The 19,916-nt window shown below is 63.6% G+C and carries 17 protein-coding genes and 1 pseudogene; 6 read left to right on the top strand and 12 right to left on the bottom strand.

Annotation, left to right across the window (positions count from 1 at the left end; translation table 11 throughout):
* The first annotated feature begins 65 nt into the window (after positions 1-65).
* Positions 66-842 carry a hypothetical protein gene (locus CDQ92_RS15610; protein WP_088442388.1) on the top strand — a complete coding sequence of 259 codons (777 nt, stop codon included), beginning with the start codon at positions 66-68 and terminating at the stop codon, positions 840-842.
* Between the two features lie 55 nt (positions 843-897).
* On the top strand, positions 898-1,395 hold the full coding sequence (locus tag CDQ92_RS15605) for a hypothetical protein (RefSeq protein ID WP_229667447.1): 498 nt from the start codon (positions 898-900) through the stop codon (positions 1,393-1,395).
* 431 nt (positions 1,396-1,826) lie between these two features.
* Here the strand turns inward: CDQ92_RS15605 and CDQ92_RS15600 are convergent, their stop codons facing one another.
* On the bottom strand, positions 1,827-2,552 hold the full coding sequence (locus tag CDQ92_RS15600) for a hypothetical protein (RefSeq protein ID WP_088442386.1): 726 nt from the start codon (positions 2,550-2,552) through the stop codon (positions 1,827-1,829).
* Positions 2,553-2,986: 434 nt separating this feature from the next.
* Between CDQ92_RS15600 and CDQ92_RS21990 the strand changes: the two are divergent.
* Positions 2,987-3,329 (top strand): annotated as a pseudogene (locus tag CDQ92_RS21990) (transposase); the annotation flags it as partial.
* 1 nt (position 3,330) lies between these two features.
* Here CDQ92_RS21990 and CDQ92_RS21985 read toward each other — a convergent pair.
* From CDQ92_RS21985 to CDQ92_RS15565, 5 genes are all read right to left on the bottom strand, one after another.
* Positions 3,331-3,555 carry a hypothetical protein gene (locus tag CDQ92_RS21985; RefSeq protein ID WP_088442384.1) on the bottom strand — a complete coding sequence of 75 codons (225 nt, stop codon included), beginning with the start codon at positions 3,553-3,555 and terminating at the stop codon, positions 3,331-3,333.
* 120 nt (positions 3,556-3,675) lie between these two features.
* A complete protein-coding gene (locus tag CDQ92_RS15580; protein WP_088442382.1) occupies positions 3,676-4,740 on the bottom strand; it encodes a ribonucleotide-diphosphate reductase subunit beta in 1,065 nt (354 codons plus the stop codon).
* A gap of 124 nt (positions 4,741-4,864) precedes the next feature.
* Positions 4,865-6,805, bottom strand: coding sequence for a ribonucleoside-diphosphate reductase subunit alpha (locus tag CDQ92_RS15575; protein ID WP_088442380.1), 1,941 nt, complete (start codon positions 6,803-6,805; stop codon positions 4,865-4,867).
* A gap of 701 nt (positions 6,806-7,506) precedes the next feature.
* Positions 7,507-9,798: an EAL domain-containing protein gene (locus CDQ92_RS15570; protein WP_088442378.1), complete on the bottom strand. Its 2,292-nt coding sequence runs from the start codon at positions 9,796-9,798 to the stop codon at positions 7,507-7,509.
* Positions 9,799-9,913: 115 nt separating this feature from the next.
* Positions 9,914-11,656: an acyl-CoA dehydrogenase family protein gene (locus tag CDQ92_RS15565; RefSeq protein WP_088443362.1), complete on the bottom strand. Its 1,743-nt coding sequence runs from the start codon at positions 11,654-11,656 to the stop codon at positions 9,914-9,916.
* A 55-nt stretch (positions 11,657-11,711) separates the two neighbouring features.
* Here CDQ92_RS15565 and CDQ92_RS15560 point away from each other — a divergent pair, with 55 nt between their 5' ends.
* Entirely contained in the window at positions 11,712-12,659 is a 948-nt protein-coding gene (locus tag CDQ92_RS15560; protein WP_088442376.1) for an L-threonylcarbamoyladenylate synthase, read from the top strand.
* 152 nt (positions 12,660-12,811) lie between these two features.
* On the opposite strand, the gene CDQ92_RS15555 is transcribed toward CDQ92_RS15560, so the two are convergent.
* A complete protein-coding gene (locus CDQ92_RS15555; RefSeq protein WP_088442374.1) occupies positions 12,812-13,714 on the bottom strand; it encodes a DMT family transporter in 903 nt (300 codons plus the stop codon).
* A gap of 85 nt (positions 13,715-13,799) precedes the next feature.
* Between CDQ92_RS15555 and CDQ92_RS15550 the strand changes: the two genes are divergently transcribed.
* Positions 13,800-14,363, top strand: coding sequence for a VOC family protein (locus CDQ92_RS15550; RefSeq protein ID WP_088442372.1), 564 nt, complete (start codon positions 13,800-13,802; stop codon positions 14,361-14,363).
* 127 nt (positions 14,364-14,490) lie between these two features.
* Here CDQ92_RS15550 and CDQ92_RS15545 read toward each other — a convergent pair whose 3' ends face one another.
* Positions 14,491-15,270 carry an SDR family NAD(P)-dependent oxidoreductase gene (locus CDQ92_RS15545; protein ID WP_088442370.1) on the bottom strand — a complete coding sequence of 260 codons (780 nt, stop codon included), beginning with the start codon at positions 15,268-15,270 and terminating at the stop codon, positions 14,491-14,493.
* 10 nt (positions 15,271-15,280) lie between these two features.
* On the bottom strand, positions 15,281-15,751 hold the full coding sequence (locus CDQ92_RS15540; RefSeq protein ID WP_088442368.1) for a thioredoxin domain-containing protein: 471 nt from the start codon (positions 15,749-15,751) through the stop codon (positions 15,281-15,283).
* A gap of 78 nt (positions 15,752-15,829) precedes the next feature.
* On the opposite strand from CDQ92_RS15540, the gene CDQ92_RS15535 reads away from it, so the two are divergent.
* Positions 15,830-17,347, top strand: a complete 1,518-nt coding sequence (locus CDQ92_RS15535) for an acyl-CoA carboxylase subunit beta (protein WP_088442366.1) — start codon at positions 15,830-15,832, stop codon at positions 17,345-17,347.
* Positions 17,348-17,412: 65 nt separating this feature from the next.
* Here the strand turns inward: CDQ92_RS15535 and CDQ92_RS15530 are convergent, their stop codons facing one another.
* From CDQ92_RS15530 to CDQ92_RS15520, 3 genes are all read right to left on the bottom strand, one after another.
* Positions 17,413-19,047, bottom strand: coding sequence for a recombinase family protein (locus tag CDQ92_RS15530; protein ID WP_088442364.1), 1,635 nt, complete (start codon positions 19,045-19,047; stop codon positions 17,413-17,415).
* A gap of 107 nt (positions 19,048-19,154) precedes the next feature.
* The gene (locus CDQ92_RS15525; RefSeq protein WP_088442362.1) at positions 19,155-19,334 is read right to left on the bottom strand and encodes a hypothetical protein; all 180 of its coding nucleotides are present in this window, start codon (positions 19,332-19,334) and stop codon (positions 19,155-19,157) included.
* Positions 19,331-19,558 carry a helix-turn-helix transcriptional regulator gene (locus CDQ92_RS15520; RefSeq protein ID WP_088442360.1) on the bottom strand — a complete coding sequence of 76 codons (228 nt, stop codon included), beginning with the start codon at positions 19,556-19,558 and terminating at the stop codon, positions 19,331-19,333. The genes CDQ92_RS15525 and CDQ92_RS15520 overlap by 4 nt, the downstream gene beginning before the upstream one ends.
* Between the last annotated feature and the right edge of the window lie 358 nt (positions 19,559-19,916).

Below are 19,916 nucleotides of genomic sequence, written 5' to 3'. Positions count from 1 at the left end.
GGGCTGTGCGACAGGCCAAAAGCGCCGCGCCATCCCCCATGTGGCAATGCATTAGGGGAAAGCGAATGAAGAGTTTTTCGATGAATTCTGTCGCGGCGCTGGTGGCGGCGTCGATGCTGGCGACACCGGTGCTGGCGAAGCAGGTGCCGGGATTGCAGGACCTGGTCGGCGCGCGCGGCGCCGGCGGCGAGACGCAGCTGGAGATGCGCGGCTACACGCATATCGAAACCCACCATGATGGTGACCGCAAGCATAGTTATTGGTGGAACCGCGACAACAAGCAATGCGTGCATATCGTCACGTGGGACGGCCGGTACCAGTCGGTCGAGACCGCGTCGAAGTCCGATTGCAACCAGGGTGGTAGCGAGGACAATGCCGGGGCCGCGGTTGCGGCGGTTGCGGGGATCGCGCTGATTGCGGCGCTGGCAAGCAAGAAGCATCACAAGGACAAGGAATATGACCAGCAGGGGGCCAGCGATTTCGACCGCGGATACCGCGACGGCCTGTATCACGCGCCCTATCACAATTATGGCCGGTCCGACGCCTATTCGAGCGGTTATCAGGCGGGGGTGAACGAGCGCAGTTCGAACCTGGGCCATCATTATGGCGGCGGCGGTTATGCCGAGGTCGGGCAATTTATGGACCTGAACGGCGCGCGCGCGTCGAGCGCCGACAGCGCGATGCGTGACCGCGGGTTCAGCAATGTCGACAGCTTCAAATCGGGCAACACCGCGTACAGCGTGTGGAACCGCCGCGCGAGCCGCCAGTGCGTGCAGATGACGGTCGCCGACGGGCGCTTTTACGACATCCGCGACATCGGCACCCACCCGCGCTGCCGATAAGGGGCAGCGCCATAGCGACTGGCGCCGCGCCGCCGCTGTGCCTATAGGCTCGGCGATGGCGCAGTGGGACCACAGGATAGTCGTGATCGGGCGGTTGCAGGCGAAGCCACTGGCGGCCGGGCAATTGCTGTGCGCGCTGACGCTGACCGGGCTGCTGGCGCGGCAGGCACGCGGCAGCAGCGCGCTGGAAATCGTCGGCAGCATATTGTTCGGCAACCTGCTGGTGACCGCGCTGATCGTGGCGGCGGCGCTGGGACTGACGCATTTTCACCGGCTGTGGCGCCAGCGCGACGCCTATATTTTTCACGACGGTTCGCGGTTGTACCGCGGCAGCGCGGATAGCTGGCCGCTGAGCCTGATCCGCGATGTCGTGGTTTCGCGCAACGAAATCGGCATCGAATCGCTGCGGCTGGTCGTCGACGACGACAGCGAAGTGACGCGCGAGCTGGTCAAGCTGGCGCTGCTCGCCGACCCGCCCGAGGCGGTGCGCGACGGGGTGATGTTCGCGGTCGCGGGAGTGCGCGGGTTTCCGAGCGGGTCGGCGCTGTATTAGCCGGTGCGCGGCGGAATCTGTGGCGCCAAAGTTCAGGAAAGCTCAGCCCAACGCGCCCGAATTACGGCCACCGGTTGCCGACGGGACGTCGTGGCGACGGAAGGTTTCAAACTTGCCACCGCATCGACCCCGGAAACAAGGAGTTGGCGGCTAGGCACGGGCCAAGATCGCCAAGGTTACCCAGCGCGGCGGGGGCATGAAACATCGCAAAGGTCGCACGCGGGCGCGATGCTGGCGCGCAGGGGAACAGCAGGTTATGACGAGTAAAAGAGCCAGACCGCGAGCGCGGCATGGTAGAGAATAGTAGGAAAGGGGTTCTGGGGTGGCGCGTGCGAAATAGGATTCCACGCGGCAGGCGCCGTTCCGGCTCGTCGGTGATGCAGCGAGGCCGATGGCGGGTCCCGGCGGCAGCGCCGGAACCCGCCGGACCATCAGTTCGCGGTCACGGGCGCCGGGGCGGGACTTTTCGCCGGATCCGCGACGGGCGCGGGTAAAGGCGCGGCGGCGGGGGTTGCGGCCACCGGCGCGGTTTCGACGGCGACCGCCATCGGCGCGGGCGCCGCGGTCGGGGTGCCTGCCGGCACCGCAAAGGCCAGCGCTTCCTTGGTGCGGACGCTGAGTTCGCGGCCCGCCGGAATCCGGCCCGATTTGCCGGTGATGAACGCCGCGAATACCCCCGCGAGGATGACGCCGCCAATGGTCGCGACGGTATTGCCTTCGCCCTCCTGACGGAAGGTGCCGGTCAGCGGCACGCGGTTATTGCCGATTTCGACATAGCGCAGCTCGATGTCCATCTTGCCCGACTTGCCGAACGCGCCTTTGCCGGTGCGCCAGGTGATCTCGCCGGTCGCGCGCGTGCCCTTTGGAATCACGATGAAGCCGTCCTGGACGACATTGTGGACGACCGACATGTGAAAGGTGTCGCCTTCCTGGTTGCGCTTGGTTGACAGTTCCTCATTCATGCTCAGCAGTATTTCGGTGTTGGCGGGCAGCATGCGCGCCGGATTCGCGGTCGGCGCCGCGACGGGGACAGCGACCAGCACCGGCGCGGCATCGACCGATGCGGGCACAGCGGGCGCGTCCTGCGCCGCGACCGGAGCGAAGGCAGGCGTGACGAGCGCGAGCGCAACGGCGCCCGCGAGCAATTTCGATTTCATGATTATACCCCCAAATCGGCACGCCCCCTGCGCGCCGTTCACGGTGAAGAACAGGAAATGCGCGAGCCGTCAATGTCGTTAATAATCAGCGCCCTGCGGGGATGGTTCGGATGGGGGGGGATGGTCGTTTGGCCACGCTTTGGTCGTCACCCGCGGAGGAGACTCGCGGCTCGTCCGCCTTGATCCGGGGTCGATGCCGCCGCTGCCGGAATGGAAGCCGGATCAAGTCCGGCATGACGAAGGAGGGGGAGTTGCGCGGTCGCGGCCGTCGCCCGCCTGGCGGCGGCAACCCCAGTTCCTCGGCAAAAAAGCGCCATTCGGGGTTAACCGCCTCGATCAACTCGATCTTTCACTTGCGCTGCCAGTTCTTGATCTGTTTCTCGCGCGTGATCGCGGCGTGCATCGTCCCGGCGAGTTCGAACCAGACGAGCGTTTTGACCGGCGGCGAGGCCTCCGATTACACCACTGCCGAACCGCTGATGGCGATCCCCGTCGCCACACTCAAGGCGCTGCTCGCGGACAAGGGCTATGATGGTGATCGCTTCCGGGAAAGTCTCCTGGTCCGGGGCATCCCGCCTCGCTCGAACCGCAAGGTGCCAGAGCATCCCGACTATCCCCGCTACAAGGTCCGCAACCGCGTCGAGCGCATGTTCAGCAAGCTAAAACAGCAACGACGCATTGCAACCCGCTATGGACAAAACCCTGCTCTCGTTCGAGAGCTTCCTCAACCTCGCCGCCACGCGACTATTGCTGAAATCTTTTGTCAACACGACCTAAATCAAACCGAAAATCCGCCCGCATTGCGCCGGTTTGAGCTCGCCGCCAGCACCTTCTTGCCCTGCGGCGTCAGCGCCCACTTCGCGCCCTGCTTCACCACCAGTCCCAGCGTGACGAGTTCGTCGCGGATCGGGTCGGTGGGGAGTTGCGGGCGGCGGTTCGACAGGCCCTCGAGTGTCGAGCGCTGCGGCTGGCTGAGGATGATGAGTTTTTGTTTTTCGGTCATTTGGTTGGCCTTGATTTGATTGGTTTGCGGCGGGGGTGGTGTTGCTACCCTCCCGCTACGACCAAGGAGCAAGCCCCTAAGTCTCGCTGCCCCTCCCGCTTGCGGGAGGGGCAGCGAGGTTTACTCTGCGGCGATCCCTGCCTTGGCGAACATGTCTTCGCCGTCGGTTTCGGCGGTGATCACCGGGGCGGTATCGTCGTTCGCCTTGGCTTTCTTGCGGTTGTCGAAGCTGGACCAGACATTGTTCCATTCGCCGCGGGTGGCGCCCTTGCTGTATTCGGTGGCGCGCGTTTCGAAGAAGTTGGCGTGTTCGACGCCGTTGAGCAGCGGGGCGAGCCAAGGGAGCGGGTGTTCCTCGATCATGTAGATCGGCGCGAAGCCGAGCTGCCCCAGCCGCCAGTCGGCGATGTAGCGGATGTAGCGCTTGATTTCCTTCGGCGTCATGCCGGGGACCGGCCCCTGTTCGAACGCCAGGTCGATGAACGCATCCTCAAGCCGCACCGTTTTCTGGCAGGTGTCGATGATGTCTTCCTTCACCGCCTTGGTCAGGCAGTCGCGTTCCTTGGTAAAGGTGTGGAACAGCTTGATGATGCCTTCGCAATGCAGGCTTTCGTCTCGGATCGACCAGCTGACGATCTGGCCCATGCCCTTCATCTTGTTGAAGCGCGGGAAGTTCATCAGCATCGCGAAGCTGGCGAAGAGCTGAAGCCCTTCGGTAAAGCCGCCGAACATCGCGAGGGTGCGTGCAATATCCTCGTCATTGTCGACGCCGAACTGCTGCATATAATCATGCTTGGCGCGCATCTCGTCATATTCGAGGAACATGCCGTACTCGCTTTCGGGCATGCCGATGGTGTCGAGCAGGTGGCTGTACGCCGCAATATGCACGGTTTCCATGTTACTGAACGCGGTCAGCATCATCTTGATTTCTGTCGGCTTGAACACGCGGCCATATTTGTCGTGGTAGCAATCCTGCACCTCGATATCGGCTTGGGTGAAGAAGCGGAAAATCTGGGTGAGCAGATTGCGTTCGTGGTCGCTGATCTTCTGCGCCCAGTCGCGGCAATCCTCGCCCAGCGGCACTTCCTCGGGAACCCAATGGATCTGCTGCTGGCGCTTCCAGAAATCGAACGCCCAGGGGTATTCGAAGGGCTTGTAGGTGTTGCGGGATTCTAACAAGGGCATGGCGGGCTATCCTCGGTTCTTGTCTCTTGTTTCGTGTGCCCCGGCGAAGGCCGGGGTCCAGTCTGGCTTGGCGTAAGGCCGCTCCGGGCCCCGGCTTTCGCCGGGGATCAAAGAGGGCGCGTACTTATTGGCAGGCCAGACACTCGTCGTAGTCGGTGGTCTGCAATTCATAGACCGGAGCTTTTGCGGTGTTGTCGGCCTCGACCCCGCCCGCGAAGCCGGCGCGCTGCACCGACTTGGACCGCAGATAATAGAGCGATTTGATGCCGAGTTCCCACGCGCGGTAATGAAGCATGAGCAGATCCCATTTCTCGACGTCGGCGGGAATGAACAGGTTCAGCGACTGCGCCTGATCGATGTACGGGGTGCGGTCGGCCGACAGTTCGAGCAGCCAGCGCTGGTCGATCTCGAAGCTGGTCTTGAAGCAGTCCTTTTCGTCCTGCGTCAAGAAGTCGAGGTGCTGGACGCTGCCGCCGCGTTCGAGGATCGAGTTCCAGATATTGTCGCTGTTCTTCGCCTTGTCGACGAGCAGCGCCTCGAGGTGCGGGTTGCGGATCGAGAAGCTGCCCGAGAGCGTCTTGTGCGTGTAGATGTTCGCCGGAATCGGCTCGATGCAGGCGCTGGTGCCGCCGCAGATGATCGAGATCGACGCGGTCGGCGCGATCGCCATCTTGCAGCTGAAGCGCTCCATCACCCCCTGATCGGCGGCGTCGGGGCAGGGGCCGCGTTCCTTGGCGAGGAGCATCGACGCCTGATCGACTTGGGCGCGGATATGCTTGAAGACGCGCAGGTTCGACGATTTCGCCATCGCGCCCTCGAACGGCAGGCCGCGCGCCTGGAGGAAGCTGTGGAAGCCCATGACGCCGAGGCCGACCGAGCGTTCGCGGCTGGCGCTGTACTTGGCGCGCGTCATTTCGGGCGGGGCGCGGTCGATATAATCCTGCAAAACGTTGTCGAGCATGCGCATCACGTCTTCGATAAAGCCCTTGTCACCGTTCCACTCGTCCCAGGTTTCGAGGTTGAGCGACGAGAGGCAGCAGACCGCGGTGCGATCGTTACCGAGATGGTCGCGGCCGGTGGGCAGGGTGATTTCGCTGCACAGGTTCGAGGTGGTGACCTTGAGGCCGAGATCGCGGTGATGCTTGGGCATCATGCGGTTCACCTGGTCGATAAAGATGATGTAGGGCTCGCCGGTCGCGAGGCGGGTTTCGACGAGCTTCTGGAACAGCGAGCGCGCATCGACGCTGCCGCGGACGCTCTGGTCCTTGGGGCTACGCAGGTCGAATTCGGTGCCGTCGCGCACCGCTTCCATGAACTCGTCAGTGATCAGCACGCCGTGGTGCAGGTTGAGCGCCTTGCGGTTGAAGTCGCCCGACGGTTTGCGGATTTCGAGGAACTCCTCGATCTCGGGGTGCGAGATGTCGAGATAGCAGGCGGCCGAACCGCGGCGCAGGCTGCCCTGGCTGATCGCGAGCGTGAGCGAGTCCATGACGCGGACGAAGGGGATGATGCCGCTGGTCTTGCCGTTGAGGCCAACGGGCTCGCCAATGCCGCGCACGCTGCCCCAATAGGTGCCGATGCCGCCGCCGCGTGATGCGAGCCAGACATTCTCGTTCCACGTCTCGACGATGCCTTCGAGGCTGTCGGGGACCGAGTTGAGGTAACAGCTGATCGGCAGGCCGCGGCCGGTGCCGCCGTTCGACAGCACGGGGGTCGCGGGCATGAACCACAGGCGGCTGATATAATCATAGAGGCGCTGCGCATGCTCCTGGTCATCGGCATAGGCCGACGCGACGCGGGCGAAGAGATCCTGATAGGATTCGCCAGGAAGCAGGTAGCGATCCTCGAGCGTTTCCTTGCCGAAGTCGGTGAGCAGCGCGTCGCGGCTCTTGTCGGTGATGATATCGAATCGGCGCGCGTGGACCTTCGCCTCGCTGCTGTCGTTAAGCTTAGCGGTCGGGGCCGCTTCGGGGGCCGATTCGTTCGCTACTGGCACTTCGTTCTTCGTCAATTCCACCGTCGCCACGTCGCTCGTCTCCACCCGTTCTGTCTCGCGAAAATCCATCTTGTTCGTCCCCGATTGCCCATGCGCCGCAGCGCATATGTTCCTGTCTTGTTCGACTCGGGACGAAGCCCCAGCCTAGCATCTATTCGATCCGTGGGGGCACATATTTTTGGCCGCACGAAGCAGTTTTCCGAGCCCATGTGATATGGGCGACGGAAATCTGCCAATTTTGGCCAAGCACTAATTCTTGGGGTGCCCCCTCGGCCGACCCACCATCTATAGTGCCACGTCGGCGCGACGATGCAAGACAGTAAATGACGGTTTAGGGACTCGGTTCGTCGATATTTTGATTCGTCTCGTCGCGTGCAAGGCGCGATCAGGCGGGGTCGCGCCCGCGTTTCCGAGGGATTGCCCGGATCTCTGTGCAACAGCGATGTGAACGGAATTTTTTCTCGGAAGCCAGACGGCTGTAGTGGCGCCTTGGGCCGATGGTCCCACTGCCGCAGCGAGCATCAAGCGGTCGCGCGGGCCGCGGACAAAAAGAAAGGGCCCCGGCAATGCCGGAGCCCTCTCTCTGAATTTACATCCAGGTTAGGCCGATGCACCACCGTTACCGGTGCCGCCGCCACCCAGAAATTTCCAAAACCAACCCATGTGAAATCTCCTGTCGGCACTGCCCACGAAGAACAGTTAACGGAGCGTTTACCATCTTTTGTAAGGTAAATCGAGTCTTAACCATATAATTGCCGCCAATCTGGCAGTTATGCGGTTCGGTTTTGCGATGGGGCGGAGAGGGTCGCAGCGAGTTCGGAAAATAATTGTGGTTTGCCAAGATGATAGCCTTGGCCAACGTCGCAACCGAGCTGGCCCAAAAGGGCCATGGTTTCGGCATCTTCAATGCCTTCGGCGACCGCAACCGCGCCCAGGCGATGGGCTAGGTCGATGGTCGATTTCACCACTTCGCGGTTCCGCTGCGAATCGCGCATGGTCATCACGAATCGCTTGTCGATCTTGATTTCGTCGGCCTCGATTTCTGTCAGATATTCAAGGTTTGACTGGCCGGTGCCATAATCGTCGATCGACAGGCGGATGCCGGTGCGGCGGAGCTGGGCGAGCGTCAGGCGCGCCTGGCGGCTGTTTTCGATCTGGGCGGTTTCGGTGATCTCGATTGTCAGGATCTCCGGCGGCAAATGATGCGCCGAGAGCATCACGCGGATCGTGCCGACCAGGTCGCTATGATCAAGCAGCGTCGCGGACAGATTGACCGACATGTTGATGCGGTGGCCGCGCTCGTGCAACTGCGCCGCCGACCGGATCGCCTGGTCCATCACGAACAAAGTCAGGCGATAGATGTCCTGGCTCTTTTCGGCCTGGACGATGAACTCGTCGGGCGGGATCGGACCGCGCGTCGGATGCGTCCAGCGCGCCAGCGCCTCGACCCCGACCAGCCGGCCCGTCGAAAGCGCATATTGCGGCTGGAACGCGACCCAGATATCGCCGCCGGTAAGCGCGTCCTCAAGCTGCGAGTGGAAAGAGAGCTGCCAACCGGCGTCGTCCTTTTGGCGCGGCACATATTTGGTCCACAGCGCGCGGGTGCGGATCGCTCGTTCGGCGGCGACGAGCGCGGCAGCCAGACGCTGGGCGTTCGAGCCTTCAAACTCGTCGTTGACCCCGAAAGCGATCGCGACATCGACCCGCAATTCGCCAATCGTCAGCGGCGCGTTGAACAGCGCGGCAAGCCCGGCAAGCTGTCCCTCGATCTGGCTGTGCTGATAATAAGGAACCAGCCAGGCAAAAGTGCCATCTAGGTCGTGATGAAGCGCCGTACCTTGTGACGCGAGCAACAGGCGGCGCGTGACCTGCTCGATCAGTTTGCCAATCCCGTCACCTGGGATGAAAGCAGCGAGATCCTCGAAATTGACGACCTTAGCGGCGACGACCGTCGTGCTGCCAAACGGCGCCTGCGATCGCAGCGCTTCGAAATTGGGGAGACCCGATACCGGGTTTTCGCGCTGGGCTGAACGATGACGATTCGTGCGCGATACGTTCGCACCTATTGTCGCCACCAGAAACAGGCCGGCCCCGATCGAACTGCTGACCAAAATGGTCGTCAGGAGGATCTTGCCTATTATCATGATTCCGACGGTTGCCAGTGCAGCAGCGTTGAACCAACGCGCCCGCCGGAAAGCCATGCCAACGAGCAGCGCAATTACTGCGAAAAGCAGGCCCGGCAGCCATCCAATGTCGATGGGCATGCCACGTTTCAGCGTCTCGGCGCCAACCACATGGATGTAGGCTCCTGGTACACGATCACTGCCCGGAAGATAATGATTGTCTTGAAAAGTGGCTGCCGTCGGTGCGAAGACCACGTCTTTGCCTTCAAGTTCGCGGCGGCCAGCATCACCAGACAGAACGTCCGCAGCACTGACATATGGGATCGTGTCGGTCCTGTACGAATAGTCGAGAGCATAAACTCCGCCCTTGTCGGAGGACCGGTGGGCCAGAAGCGAGGAAAAGCTAGGCACCGGTTTTCCGTCGACTTCCAACGTAATTGGAATGCGCCACACCTGCCAGAATTCATACTGCCATCCGATGCACGCAATCAACGCTTGAGTCCCGAAAGCGGGGCCCGGTAGGTTGGTAAGTTCGGCTTTGCCTCCCTGGGCATTTTTTGCCGAGGCAGCCAGCACGACCCGATTTTGCCACCGCTTCACGGCATTGGCCAGCAGCGCCAAGTCCGGATCATTCTGGCGTCGTTCGTAAGTGAAGTCGATAAACAGGCGCTTAGCACCAGCGTTTTTTATTGCATCGACAACATCGGCGTGCCGCCGCATCGAAAAGTCGTTTTTGCCATATTTGGCGAGCGTCTTTTCGTCGAGCGCAACCACGACGATATCGCCCGAAACCGCCCGCCACGCGAGGCGCCCGATCGCCGCTTCGATGATGCGATCGGCAGGTTCGGCGATCGACGAAAGTCCCGCTGCTACGCTTAGTAGCAGCGACAGCGCGAGCGTGCGCCAGCTGATGATCAGATTTTTGACCGGAATGGGCACCCACGTCTCCAGCAATTGCCGGTTGTGCCTAGTCCCAGATCGTTATCATCGCGTTAATCATGAACAAATTCTTGCCGTTGGCGACGCGAGGAAAAGCGGCTTGAATCTGCCAGTTTCAGGCCAATCTCGGCAGCGGCGCGAGCGCCGCGTCGCCCGCCAGCGCCGAGGGAGCAAGGCCTGTCGCTGCGGGGACAATCTGCCCAAGGTAAAAGCGTGTCGAGGCGATTTTGGCCTCGAGAAACGCGCGGTCGCCGCTGCCTTCGTCGAGTGCCGCCTTTGCCGCCTGATGTTGCAGCGCCATCAGCCAGCCGCAGGTCGCAGTGGCTAGCATCGTGAGATATGGATAGCTGCCCGCGAGACGATCGCCGGTGATTGCGCCGACCATCCAGTCAGTCACTGCGCGGCAGGCATCGGCGAGCTGCTGGAGCTCGGGGAAATCCGCGGCGCCGTGCGCGATATCATCGATCAGCCCGCGGACAAGATCGCCGCCCGCCATGCCAAGCTTACGGCCGACCAGATCGGCGGCCTGAATGCCGTTGGTACCTTCATAGATCGGGGCGATGCGCGCGTCGCGATAGTGCTGCGCGGCGCCGGTTTCCTCGATAAAGCCCATGCCGCCATGGACCTGGATGCCGAGGCTGGCGACTTCGCAGCCGATGTCGGTCGCGTGCGCCTTGACCAGTGGGATCAGGATTTCGGCGCGCATCGCGGCGGCTTCGTCGCCGAGCTTGCCGAAATCGGTCTGCGCCGCGGCGTAATAGGTCAGCGCGCGCGCCGCCTCGGTCTGGGCGCGCATCCGCCACAGCATGCGGCGGACGTCGGGGTGCTGGTCGATCGTCACCGGGGAGCGGTCGATGCCGCCCACGAGCGCCGACTGGACGCGCTCGGCGGCGAAGCGCTGCGCCTGCTGCGTGGCGCGTTCGGCGATCTGGACGCCCTGACAGCCGACGAGCAGGCGCGCGGCGTTCATCATCACGAACATCGCGCGCATGCCGCCCATTTCGGCGCCGACGATTTCGCCTAGGCAATCCTCGTCCTCGCCATAGATCATCACCGCGGTCGGCGAGCCATGGATGCCCAGCTTGTGCTCGATCGACGCGCAGCGCACGCCGTTCGAATGCGCGGGTTTGCCATCGGCATCGAGGCGGTATTTGGGGACGAGGAAGAGCGAGATGCCGCGCGTCCCCTCGGGCGCGCCTGGGGTGCGCGCGAGGACAAGGTGGACGATATTGTCGGTGAGGTCGTGCTCGCCAAAGGTGATGAAGATTTTCTGGCCCTTGATCCGGTAGAGCCCGGCATGTTCGCCTTCGGTGACCTTCTCGGCGGTCGAACGCAGCGCGCCGACATCGCTGCCCGCGGCGGGCTCGGTCAGGTTCATTGTGCCGTTCCATGCGCCCGAGACGAGGTTCGGGAGCCAAGTCTGGCGCTGCTCTTCGGTGCCATAGGCCATCAACGCGTGGATCGCGCCGGGGGTCAGGATGTTGCAGAGGGTAAAGCCCATGTCGGCGGTGCCGAGCGCCTCGATGATCACGGTTGCCAGCGTGAAGGGCAGGCCTTGGCCGCCATATGCTTCGGGTGCGTCGATGCTTCCCCAGCCTGCGTCGACGAATGCCTGATAGGCTTCCTTAAAACCGGGGGGCATCGTGACTTTGCCGTCCTCCCATTTAGGGTTCTGAACGTCGCCGACGCGGTTGAGCGGAGCGTAAACCTCGGCGGCGAACTCGCCGATGCCGTTGACGATCGCCTCGACCATGTCGGGGGTCGCGGCGGCGAATTTGTCGTGCGCAGCCATCGCGTCGATGCGCGCGATATGATCGAGAACGAAGAGTTGTTCGGTGGTCGGTGGCGTATAGGTCATCGTGAGGGTTCCGACTTTGCTGGTGAATCTCGTTGCGCGGGCGCTATAGCGCGGCATGGCCGATGCCTCAAAGCCCAGTCTTGTTCGTGCGTTCGATAGCGCAGCTATTGCGCACGCTGCCGAATTGGTGGCGGCGGGCGAACCGGTCGCGGTGCCGACCGAGACCGTCTACGGCCTGGCTGCCGATGCGCGCAATGCGGAGGCGGTGGCGCGCATCTATGCGGCGAAGGGGCGGCCCGATTTCAACCCGCTAATTGTGCATGTGCGGGATCTGGCGGCAGCCAAGCGGCTAGGGGTCTTCGGTGCGGTTGAATGCGCGCTGGCGGCACGGTTCTGGCCGGGGCCGCTGACTTTGGTGGTGCCGAGGACGACCGACTGTCCGGTCGCAAGCGTCGCGACTGCGGGGCTCGACACGATCGCACTGCGGGTGCCGGGTCATCGCGCGATGCAGGCGCTGCTCGCGGAAACCGGCGCACCGTTGGCGGCGCCGAGCGCCAACGCGAGCGGGGGGGTGAGCCCGACGAAAGCTGAACATGTGTTGGCGACGCTGCACGGCCGGATCGCGCTGGTGATCGACGATGGTCCCTGCATGGCGGGGGTGGAATCGACGATCGGGCGGGTGAAGGATGACGCCGTTGAGGTGCTGCGTCCGGGGCCGGTGACAGCGGAGATGCTGGCCGCGGCAAGCGGGTTACCGGTGATCGGGGTGACGGGATCAGAGATCGTCGCGCCAGGGATGCTTGAGAGCCATTATGCGCCGGGCAAGCCGGTGCGGCTGGGCGCGGTGGATTTTGCGGACGACGAGTTCGGGATCGGGTTTGGTTCGGCGACGGGCGATTACCAGTTGAGCGCAAAAGGCGATCTGACCGAGGCGGCGGCGCGCCTGTTCGATGCGCTGCACGCGGGGGCAGCGGGCGCGAAGGCGAAGATTGCGGTGGCGAGGATTCCCGGCGAGGGGTTGGGCGCGGCGATCAATGATCGGCTTTCGCGCGCCGCGGTGTGATTTTTTGACTCACACAAAGACACAAAGAGGGCGGGGCAGGTACGCCGATGTCGTTCGTCGGTTGCGCGTAGCTCTTTCATGAAATCGCCTGCGGCGACGAGCCCACGCGCGGGGTGTCGACGGCCGTCTTTGTGTCTTCGTGTGAGACTAATCTAAGCCGCTGCCGGTTCGATCGGATCGAGCTGCGGGGTTTTGCGCGCCACGATCAGACAGCCGACGACGATCAGTACCGCCCCGACGATCGTCGGCCAGGTTACCGCTTCATCGAAGAACATCCAGCCGAACAGCATCGCCCACAGGAAGCCGGTATATTCGGTGGTCGCCAGGATTTGCGCTTCGGCGCGGGCATAGGCCCAGCTCAGCAGGAGCAGCGACGTTACCGCGAGGAAGGCGGCGCCGACGAGCGGGATCGCCTGATCGCTGCCGGGAACCGCGAGGAACCAAGGGGCGCCGAGCGCGAGGATCAGCGCGACGAAGCCGTTCTGGAAAAAGGCGATCTCCATCGGCTCGGCCATCTTGGCCTGCCGCCGCGCGAGGATGAGGTTATAGGCATAGAGCAGCGCCGAGGCGACGACCGCGCCGACCGCCCACAGGGCTTCGGGCGCATAGTCGCCGCGGCCGAGCTTGCCCGCGACGATGACCAGCACCCCGGCGATGCCGAGCACCGACGCCATGATCGAGCGCGGCCCGATCTTCTCGCCGAGGAAGATCGCGGCCATGTAGAGCGTCGCGAGCGGGGCAATGAAGGCGATCGCGATCGCCTCGGCCATCGGCAACCGCGCGAGCGCCCAGAAAAAGCTGACCGCCATGCCCGCGACGAACAGTGAGCGAATGGCGTGAATACGTAGCGTTGCGCGGTCGGGCATTGCGGGGCGACTGGCGAAATAGATCGCGCCGCTGAGGATCGTACCGGCGCCGGTGCGCCACAGGACAGCGTTATAGGCACCGATGTCGATCGACAGCCCCTTCATGAGCACGTCCATCGCCGAAAAGGTCGCAATACCCGCGCATGCGATCAGGAACGGGATGACGGGAGAGGCCGAATCGGGGCGCATGACCCGCCACTAGCCGAGGGATTCGGGCTTGCACAACGAAACTAACGCGCGCAGCATCGCGCCGGGTCATGGGTGGAGTGGGGCTATGACGAAACCGAGCAAGTTCGCGCACGTCGTCTATATGACACGGCGCTATGACGCGATGATCGCCTGGTACCAACAGGTGTTCGAGGCCGAGGTCGTGCATCAGGACCCGGCGCTCGCTTTCCTGACCTATGACGACGAGCATCACCGCTTTGCGTTCGCGAACCTCGAGTTGCTGAAACCGGGCGGCGATGGCGGGCGCGGCGATGTCGGGGTCAATCATGTCGCCTATACCTATGCTAGCGCGGGCGATCTGATGGAGGTTTACAAACGGCTGAAGGCGGCGGGGATCACACCCTATTGGCCGATCCACCACGGGACGACGCTGTCGCTCTATTATACCGACCCCGACGGCAACCGGATGGAGTTTCAGGTCGATCACGGCACAGTGGCGGACGCGGTCGCCTATATGCAGAGCGAAGCGTTCGGCGGCAATCCCATCGGGATCGAATATGATCCAGACGAATTGCTAGCGCGTTATGAGGCGGGCGCGAGCGAGGCCGAATTGATGCGAATGCCGGTGGGGCCACCGTCGGGGATTCCGGCGGAGCATGGGATGGTGTGAGCTTTTTATTCTCCCTGTGACGAATTCACGGGGAGGGGTGGAGGGGCTGCGACAGTCGCGCCAATGACCCTCCGTCAGCGCTTCGGGCTGCCGCCTCCCCATCGCTGCGCGACGAGGAGGATTGTTTTTATCGAAACGTCGCTTGTCCCGCACCATCGATATTGAGTTTCTGGCCTGAGCAATAGCTGTTCGCGTCGCTGACGAACCACAGCACCGCCGCGGCCACATCGGCGGGGACGGCGACGCGGCCGAAGGGCATTTTGGCGGCGAGATGCTGGATGTCGTCCTGGCCAGTGATCGCGCGCGAGAGTTTTTCACCCATATCGCTGACGGTGAGCGCGGGCGCGACGATGTTGACGCGGACGCCGTACGCGAGTTCCTCCTTGGCCAGCGTCAGCGCGAGGGCTTCGCCCGCCGCTTTCGCCATCGTGTAGGGGGCGCCATTGGGCGAGTTCACATAGGTCGCAATGCTGGAGATGAAAATGATGTCGCTGCGTGCGTGGGTGCGAAGCTGCGGCAGCGCGAGGCGCGACAGGCGGTGCGGGCCACCGGCGTGGACGGCGAAGAGTTTGTCGACTTCTTCGGGGCTGGTGTCGGCGACCGACTGGCCGCGGCTCGCGATGCCCGCGTTGTTGATCAGGATCGACATTGGACCGAAGTCGGCTTCGACCGCAGCAATCATCGCGGCGCAGGCGGCTTCGTCAGTGACCGACGCTTGATAGGCTTTTGCCTTGCGCCCGATCGTTTCGATTGCGGTGACGGTTTCGGCGGCGGCCTCCTCGCCGCGGGTGAAGTTGACCGCGACGTCGGCGCCCGCCTCGGCGAGCCCGATGGCGATGCCGCGACCGATCCCGCGCGACGCGCCGGTGACGAGCGCGACGCGCCCCGCAAGGTTCATATCGGCCATGTCTCTCTTCCTAATTCATCAGCTCGTTATAGATGCCGTCGTCGCTGCGGCTGGCGGCGTTGCGCCATTTGGGCGCCGCCTTGCGATTGAGCACGCGGCCTTCGGTGTCGAGCACGGCGACGGTGGGCGTGCCCTTGATGCGGAAGCGGAAGCGCTTGGGCACTTGGGGGTTGCGACCAAGCCCGCGGACGTGCGGCATGCCGATGTCGGCATAGACGATCTCGTATCGGTCGCGCACCGCCGCAAACCAGGCGCTGTCGTGACAACCGCCGGTGCCCATCACCAGTAACACGCGCTTGCCCGACGCCTTTGCCGCGGCGAGGGTGATGTCGATGGCGGGCATTGGGTCGGCGTTGAAGGCGTCGCTTTTATAGGCGTCTTCGATGCCGGTGAGGGTGCGTGGGACGGCGCTGTCAGCGGCGAGTGCGGGCGCCATCAGGAGCAGCGAGGCGGCCAGGGTAGCGAAGAATTTGCGGATCATCGGACAACGATAGCAGCGGGGCAGAGGCGGGCAAGGTTTTGCATGACGTTTCCGTCAACGTCAGATAGCCTTTATCCCATGAGCTGGAAAAAAGAGATCGACGAACTCGCGGCGCGGCGCGCGCTGGCCGAGAAGATGGGCGGCGAGGAAAAGGTCGCGCGCCAGCACAGCCGCGGCAAGATGGACGCGCGGGCGCGGCTCGCGGGGATGGTCGATGCGGGTAGTTTTCGCGAGATCGGCAAGATCGCGGGGCGCGGCAAATATGGCCCGGACGGCGAGCTGGAAGACCTCGCCGCGAGTAATTTCATCTTTGGCCGCGCGAATATCAACGGGCGGCCAGTGGTTGCCAGCGCCGACGATTTCACGGTGCGCGGCGGCGCGGCGGATGCGGCGCTGCACCGCAAGTTCGTGCAGTGCGAGGCGATGGCGCATGAATATCGGCTGCCGTTGATCCGGATGATCGACGGCACCGGCGGTGGCGGGTCGGTCAAGACGCTGGAGGATATGGGCTACACCTATATCCCGCATGTGCCGGGCTGGCAGGAGATCATCGCCAATCTCGACACGGTGCCGGTGGTGGCGCTCGCGCTGGGGCCGACGGCGGGGCTCGGCGCCGCGCGGGTGGTGGCGAGCCACTACAGCGTTATGGTGCGCGGGCTGTCGCAGCTGTTCGCGGCGGGGCCGGCGGTCGCGGCGGTAATCGGCGATACGCTCGACCGCGAGGAACTGGGCGGCACCGGCGTGCATACGCGCAACGGCGTTGTCGACGACGAGGTCGCGAGCGAGGCCGACGCGTTTGCGGCGGCGCGGCGCTTCCTGTCGTACTTGCCCTCGTCGATCCATGATCGGGCGCTGCGGACCGAATGCAGCGATCCGGCCGACCGGCGCGAGGAGAGCTTGCTGGCGGCGGTACCGCGCGAAGCCAAGCAGGTTTATGCGATGCGGCGGATCGCGGACGCGGTGTTCGATCGCGGGAGCTTTTTCGAAATGGGTGCGCGTTGGGGGCGGGCGGTGATCACCGCGTTTGCGCGGCTCGATGGCTATCCGGTCGCGGTGCTCGCTAGCGATCCCTCCTATCTTGGCGGATCGTGGGATGCGAAGACGAGTGAGAAGGCCGAGCGGTTCGTCAAGCTGGCCGACCAGTTCCGACTGCCGATCGTGCACCTCGTCGACAATCCGGGCTTCATGATCGGCGGCGAGGCCGAGCGGACGGGGACGATCCGTTACGGGGTGCAGGCGATGAACGCGATCTACCGCGCGACGGTGCCGCTGGCGTCGGTGGTGGTGCGCCGCGCCTATGGGATCGCGGGCAGCGCGATGTCGAATGCCGAGCGGTTCCAGTACCGTTTCGCGTGGCCGTCGGGCGATTGGGGGAGTCTGCCGATCGAGGGCGGGGTCGAAGTTGCGTACAAGAGCGAGCTCGAGGCGGCCAAGGATCCGGCCGCGCATCTGGAGGCGATTCGCGAGCGGTTGAATCGGGTGCGTTCGCCGTTCCGGACGGCGGAGAAATTCGGGGTCGAGGATATTATCGATCCGCGCGACACACGGCCGTTGCTGTGCGAGTTTGCGGACTTGGCATGGCGGGTGTTGCGATAGGCGGCTGATGAACAGATACGTAGTTGCAGGGTGCAGTTTAGGCGTAGAGACATTGCCTGATTTCGTCATCCCCGCGAACCCGAGGCCACCGATGTTATAACTCGGCTGGCGTCGGGCGACGGGTTGTCGTTAGCGAAGTCGAGTATCCCCATCAACGACCCGTGAAGGGTCGCATGGATTTCCCCGCGCTTCGCGCCGGGATGCAGCACGATCTTTCCAACGAGCGAGCGAATGTCGCTCGAAGCATCGAGCCGCGTTTCAGGGTCAGCGAGTGTCTCGGTCAGCCGTTCCACCTTGCGCTTGTAGATTTCGGCGATGCCGGGATGGATGTCTGGAACATCCTGCGGCGCCTCGGCAAGGCGCGCGGTGATTTCGGATTTTTCGCGTTCCAACTCGGCCATGCGCGCCTTCATGGCAGGCTGGTATAGTCCGTCCTCGATCGCAGCCATGATGCCCGCGACGGCCTTGTCGATCTTCGCGAGCGCGCGCCGATCGGTATCGGCCTCAATCCGCCGCTCGCGGTTCTCGCGGTTGATGTGCGCTGTATAGGCTGCGACCGCTGCCTCGATCTTGTCCGCCGACACGAGCTTGTCGGTCATGCCTGCCAGCGCCCTTCGCTCTAATAGCTCGCGCCGGATCGTCCGACCGTTGGTGCAGGCACGACCGCGATGATGACCGGCGCAGCCATAGCGGTCTGCTACGACGATCGCATAGACACCGCCGCAGGCGCCGCATTCAAGGAGCCCCGAGAGAAGATAGGCGGGCCGACGAGCGCCATGCAGCGCGCGCGCCTGTGCGGCTTCCTTGACCGCTGTGTGGCGCTCGGCAAGCGCCGCCTGCTGGCGCTTGACCGCTGCCCAGAGGTCATCGCTGACGACGCGAAGCTCTGGAGCCGCTTTCCGCACCCATTCGCCTTCGGGATTGAGGCGCATGACGCTCTTGCCGGTGCTCGGGTCTTTGACCGAATGCTTGTGGTTCCAGACCCGGACGCCGACGTAAAGCTCGTTGTTGAGGATACCGGTCCCCCGGCGAACATCGCCGCGGATGCTGGTATCGCGCCAAGCCTTGCCCGCTGGCCCCGATATGCCATCGGCGTTGAGGCCGCGCGCGATTGCGAGCGGGCTCTTGCCCGCCGCGAATTCGCGGAAGATGCGCTCGACGATCAGCGCCGCGGCGGGGTCGATCTCGCGCTCGCCGCGCACCAGCTCGCCTTCGCTCGAAAGGCGCCGGATCATGCGATAGCCATAGCCCACCGCCCCAGCCGAGAAGCCCTTCTCAACGCGCCCGCGCAGGCCGCGATGGGTTTTCTTCGCAAGGTCCTTGAGGAACAGCGCGTTCATCGTTCCCTTGAGCCCCACGTGCAGTTCGGAGATTTCCCCTTCAGCGAGCGTAACCAGCGGCACCCGCGCAAACTGCAAATGCTTGAACAGTGTCGCGACATCGGCCTGATCGCGCGACACGCGGTCGAGCGCCTCGGCGAGGACGATATCGAACTTGCCCGCCTGCGCGTCGGCAAGCAGCCGCTGAATGCCGGGGCGAAGAATCATGCTCGCGCCCGAGATCGCGGCATCCTCATAGGCGCCTTCGATCTGCCACCCTTCGCACGCTGCGCGTTCGCGGCAGATGCGCTGCTGGTCGGCGATCGAGGCCGAACTCTGTTGATCGGAGGAATAGCGGGCATAGAGCGCGGCGCGGATCATGACATCTTCCTTTGGAGTAGAGGCAAGCGGACACCGGCCCGCTTGCTCCCCTATGACGGTCTCGCGCGCCATGCCCCTAGGGTCAACGCTCGCGGGCCTTCGCATATTTACGAAAGATCATTGTCGTTGGCGGCTTTCCGCGCCCGCACATGCTCGCGCGCGATGTGTCGTCCGATCGCCTCGGCGATGCGCGTCAGGGCCGCGTCAACCGCGGCAGGAGCAAGTGCGGAAGAGTTGTCATTCGCGGCCGTGAGCGGCCGCGAACGCGGCGCTTCGTCCTTTTTCATACCGGCCCATCGCCAATGGGCCGATTGTCATTTTCGGCGCGGTAGCCGGGCGGGTCGGCGATCCACCGATTGATGGCGGACTCCCACCACCCGGCACCATGCACGCTGATCTGCACCTGCGCGGGGAAGGTGCCCTCGGCGATCTTACGATAGAGGGTGGAACGTGACAGTCCGGTGCGATTGAGAACGGTGGGTAGGCGGATGATCCTTTCGGAGACGGGCATGGCAAACACTCCATCGGCTGGCTTCGGTTGGGCTCCCCTGGATGTATAATTGGCGATACGAAAAAATCGCGCAAGAGTGCCAAAAATGGTGCCATTCGCCTCTGTCGTGTCCTGTCGTTTCTTGGCGTTTTCTTTCGGCTCCCGGCGTGCGATTTTTGGGCGAAATTAATCTCCCATGCTGTCCCAGCGAAGAGCTTTGGTGCCAAGATTTGCACCCTCTCACGTCCCCCCTAGATCGAAAGGGCCGATCCGAATCGGCTGTGTCTCTTGGGCGGCATAATCTGTTTTCCGAGTGGAGATCGGCAGCTTAGCGCCTCGGCTAAGTCTTGGCCGGCCGCAAGACGGCTGTCCGACCTGC

Origin of the sequence: Sphingopyxis bauzanensis, assembly GCF_002205675.1 — a bacterium.
GTDB classification, from domain to species: Bacteria; Pseudomonadota; Alphaproteobacteria; order Sphingomonadales; family Sphingomonadaceae; genus Sphingopyxis; species Sphingopyxis bauzanensis.
This window is presented reverse-complemented; position numbering and strand designations above follow the sequence as displayed.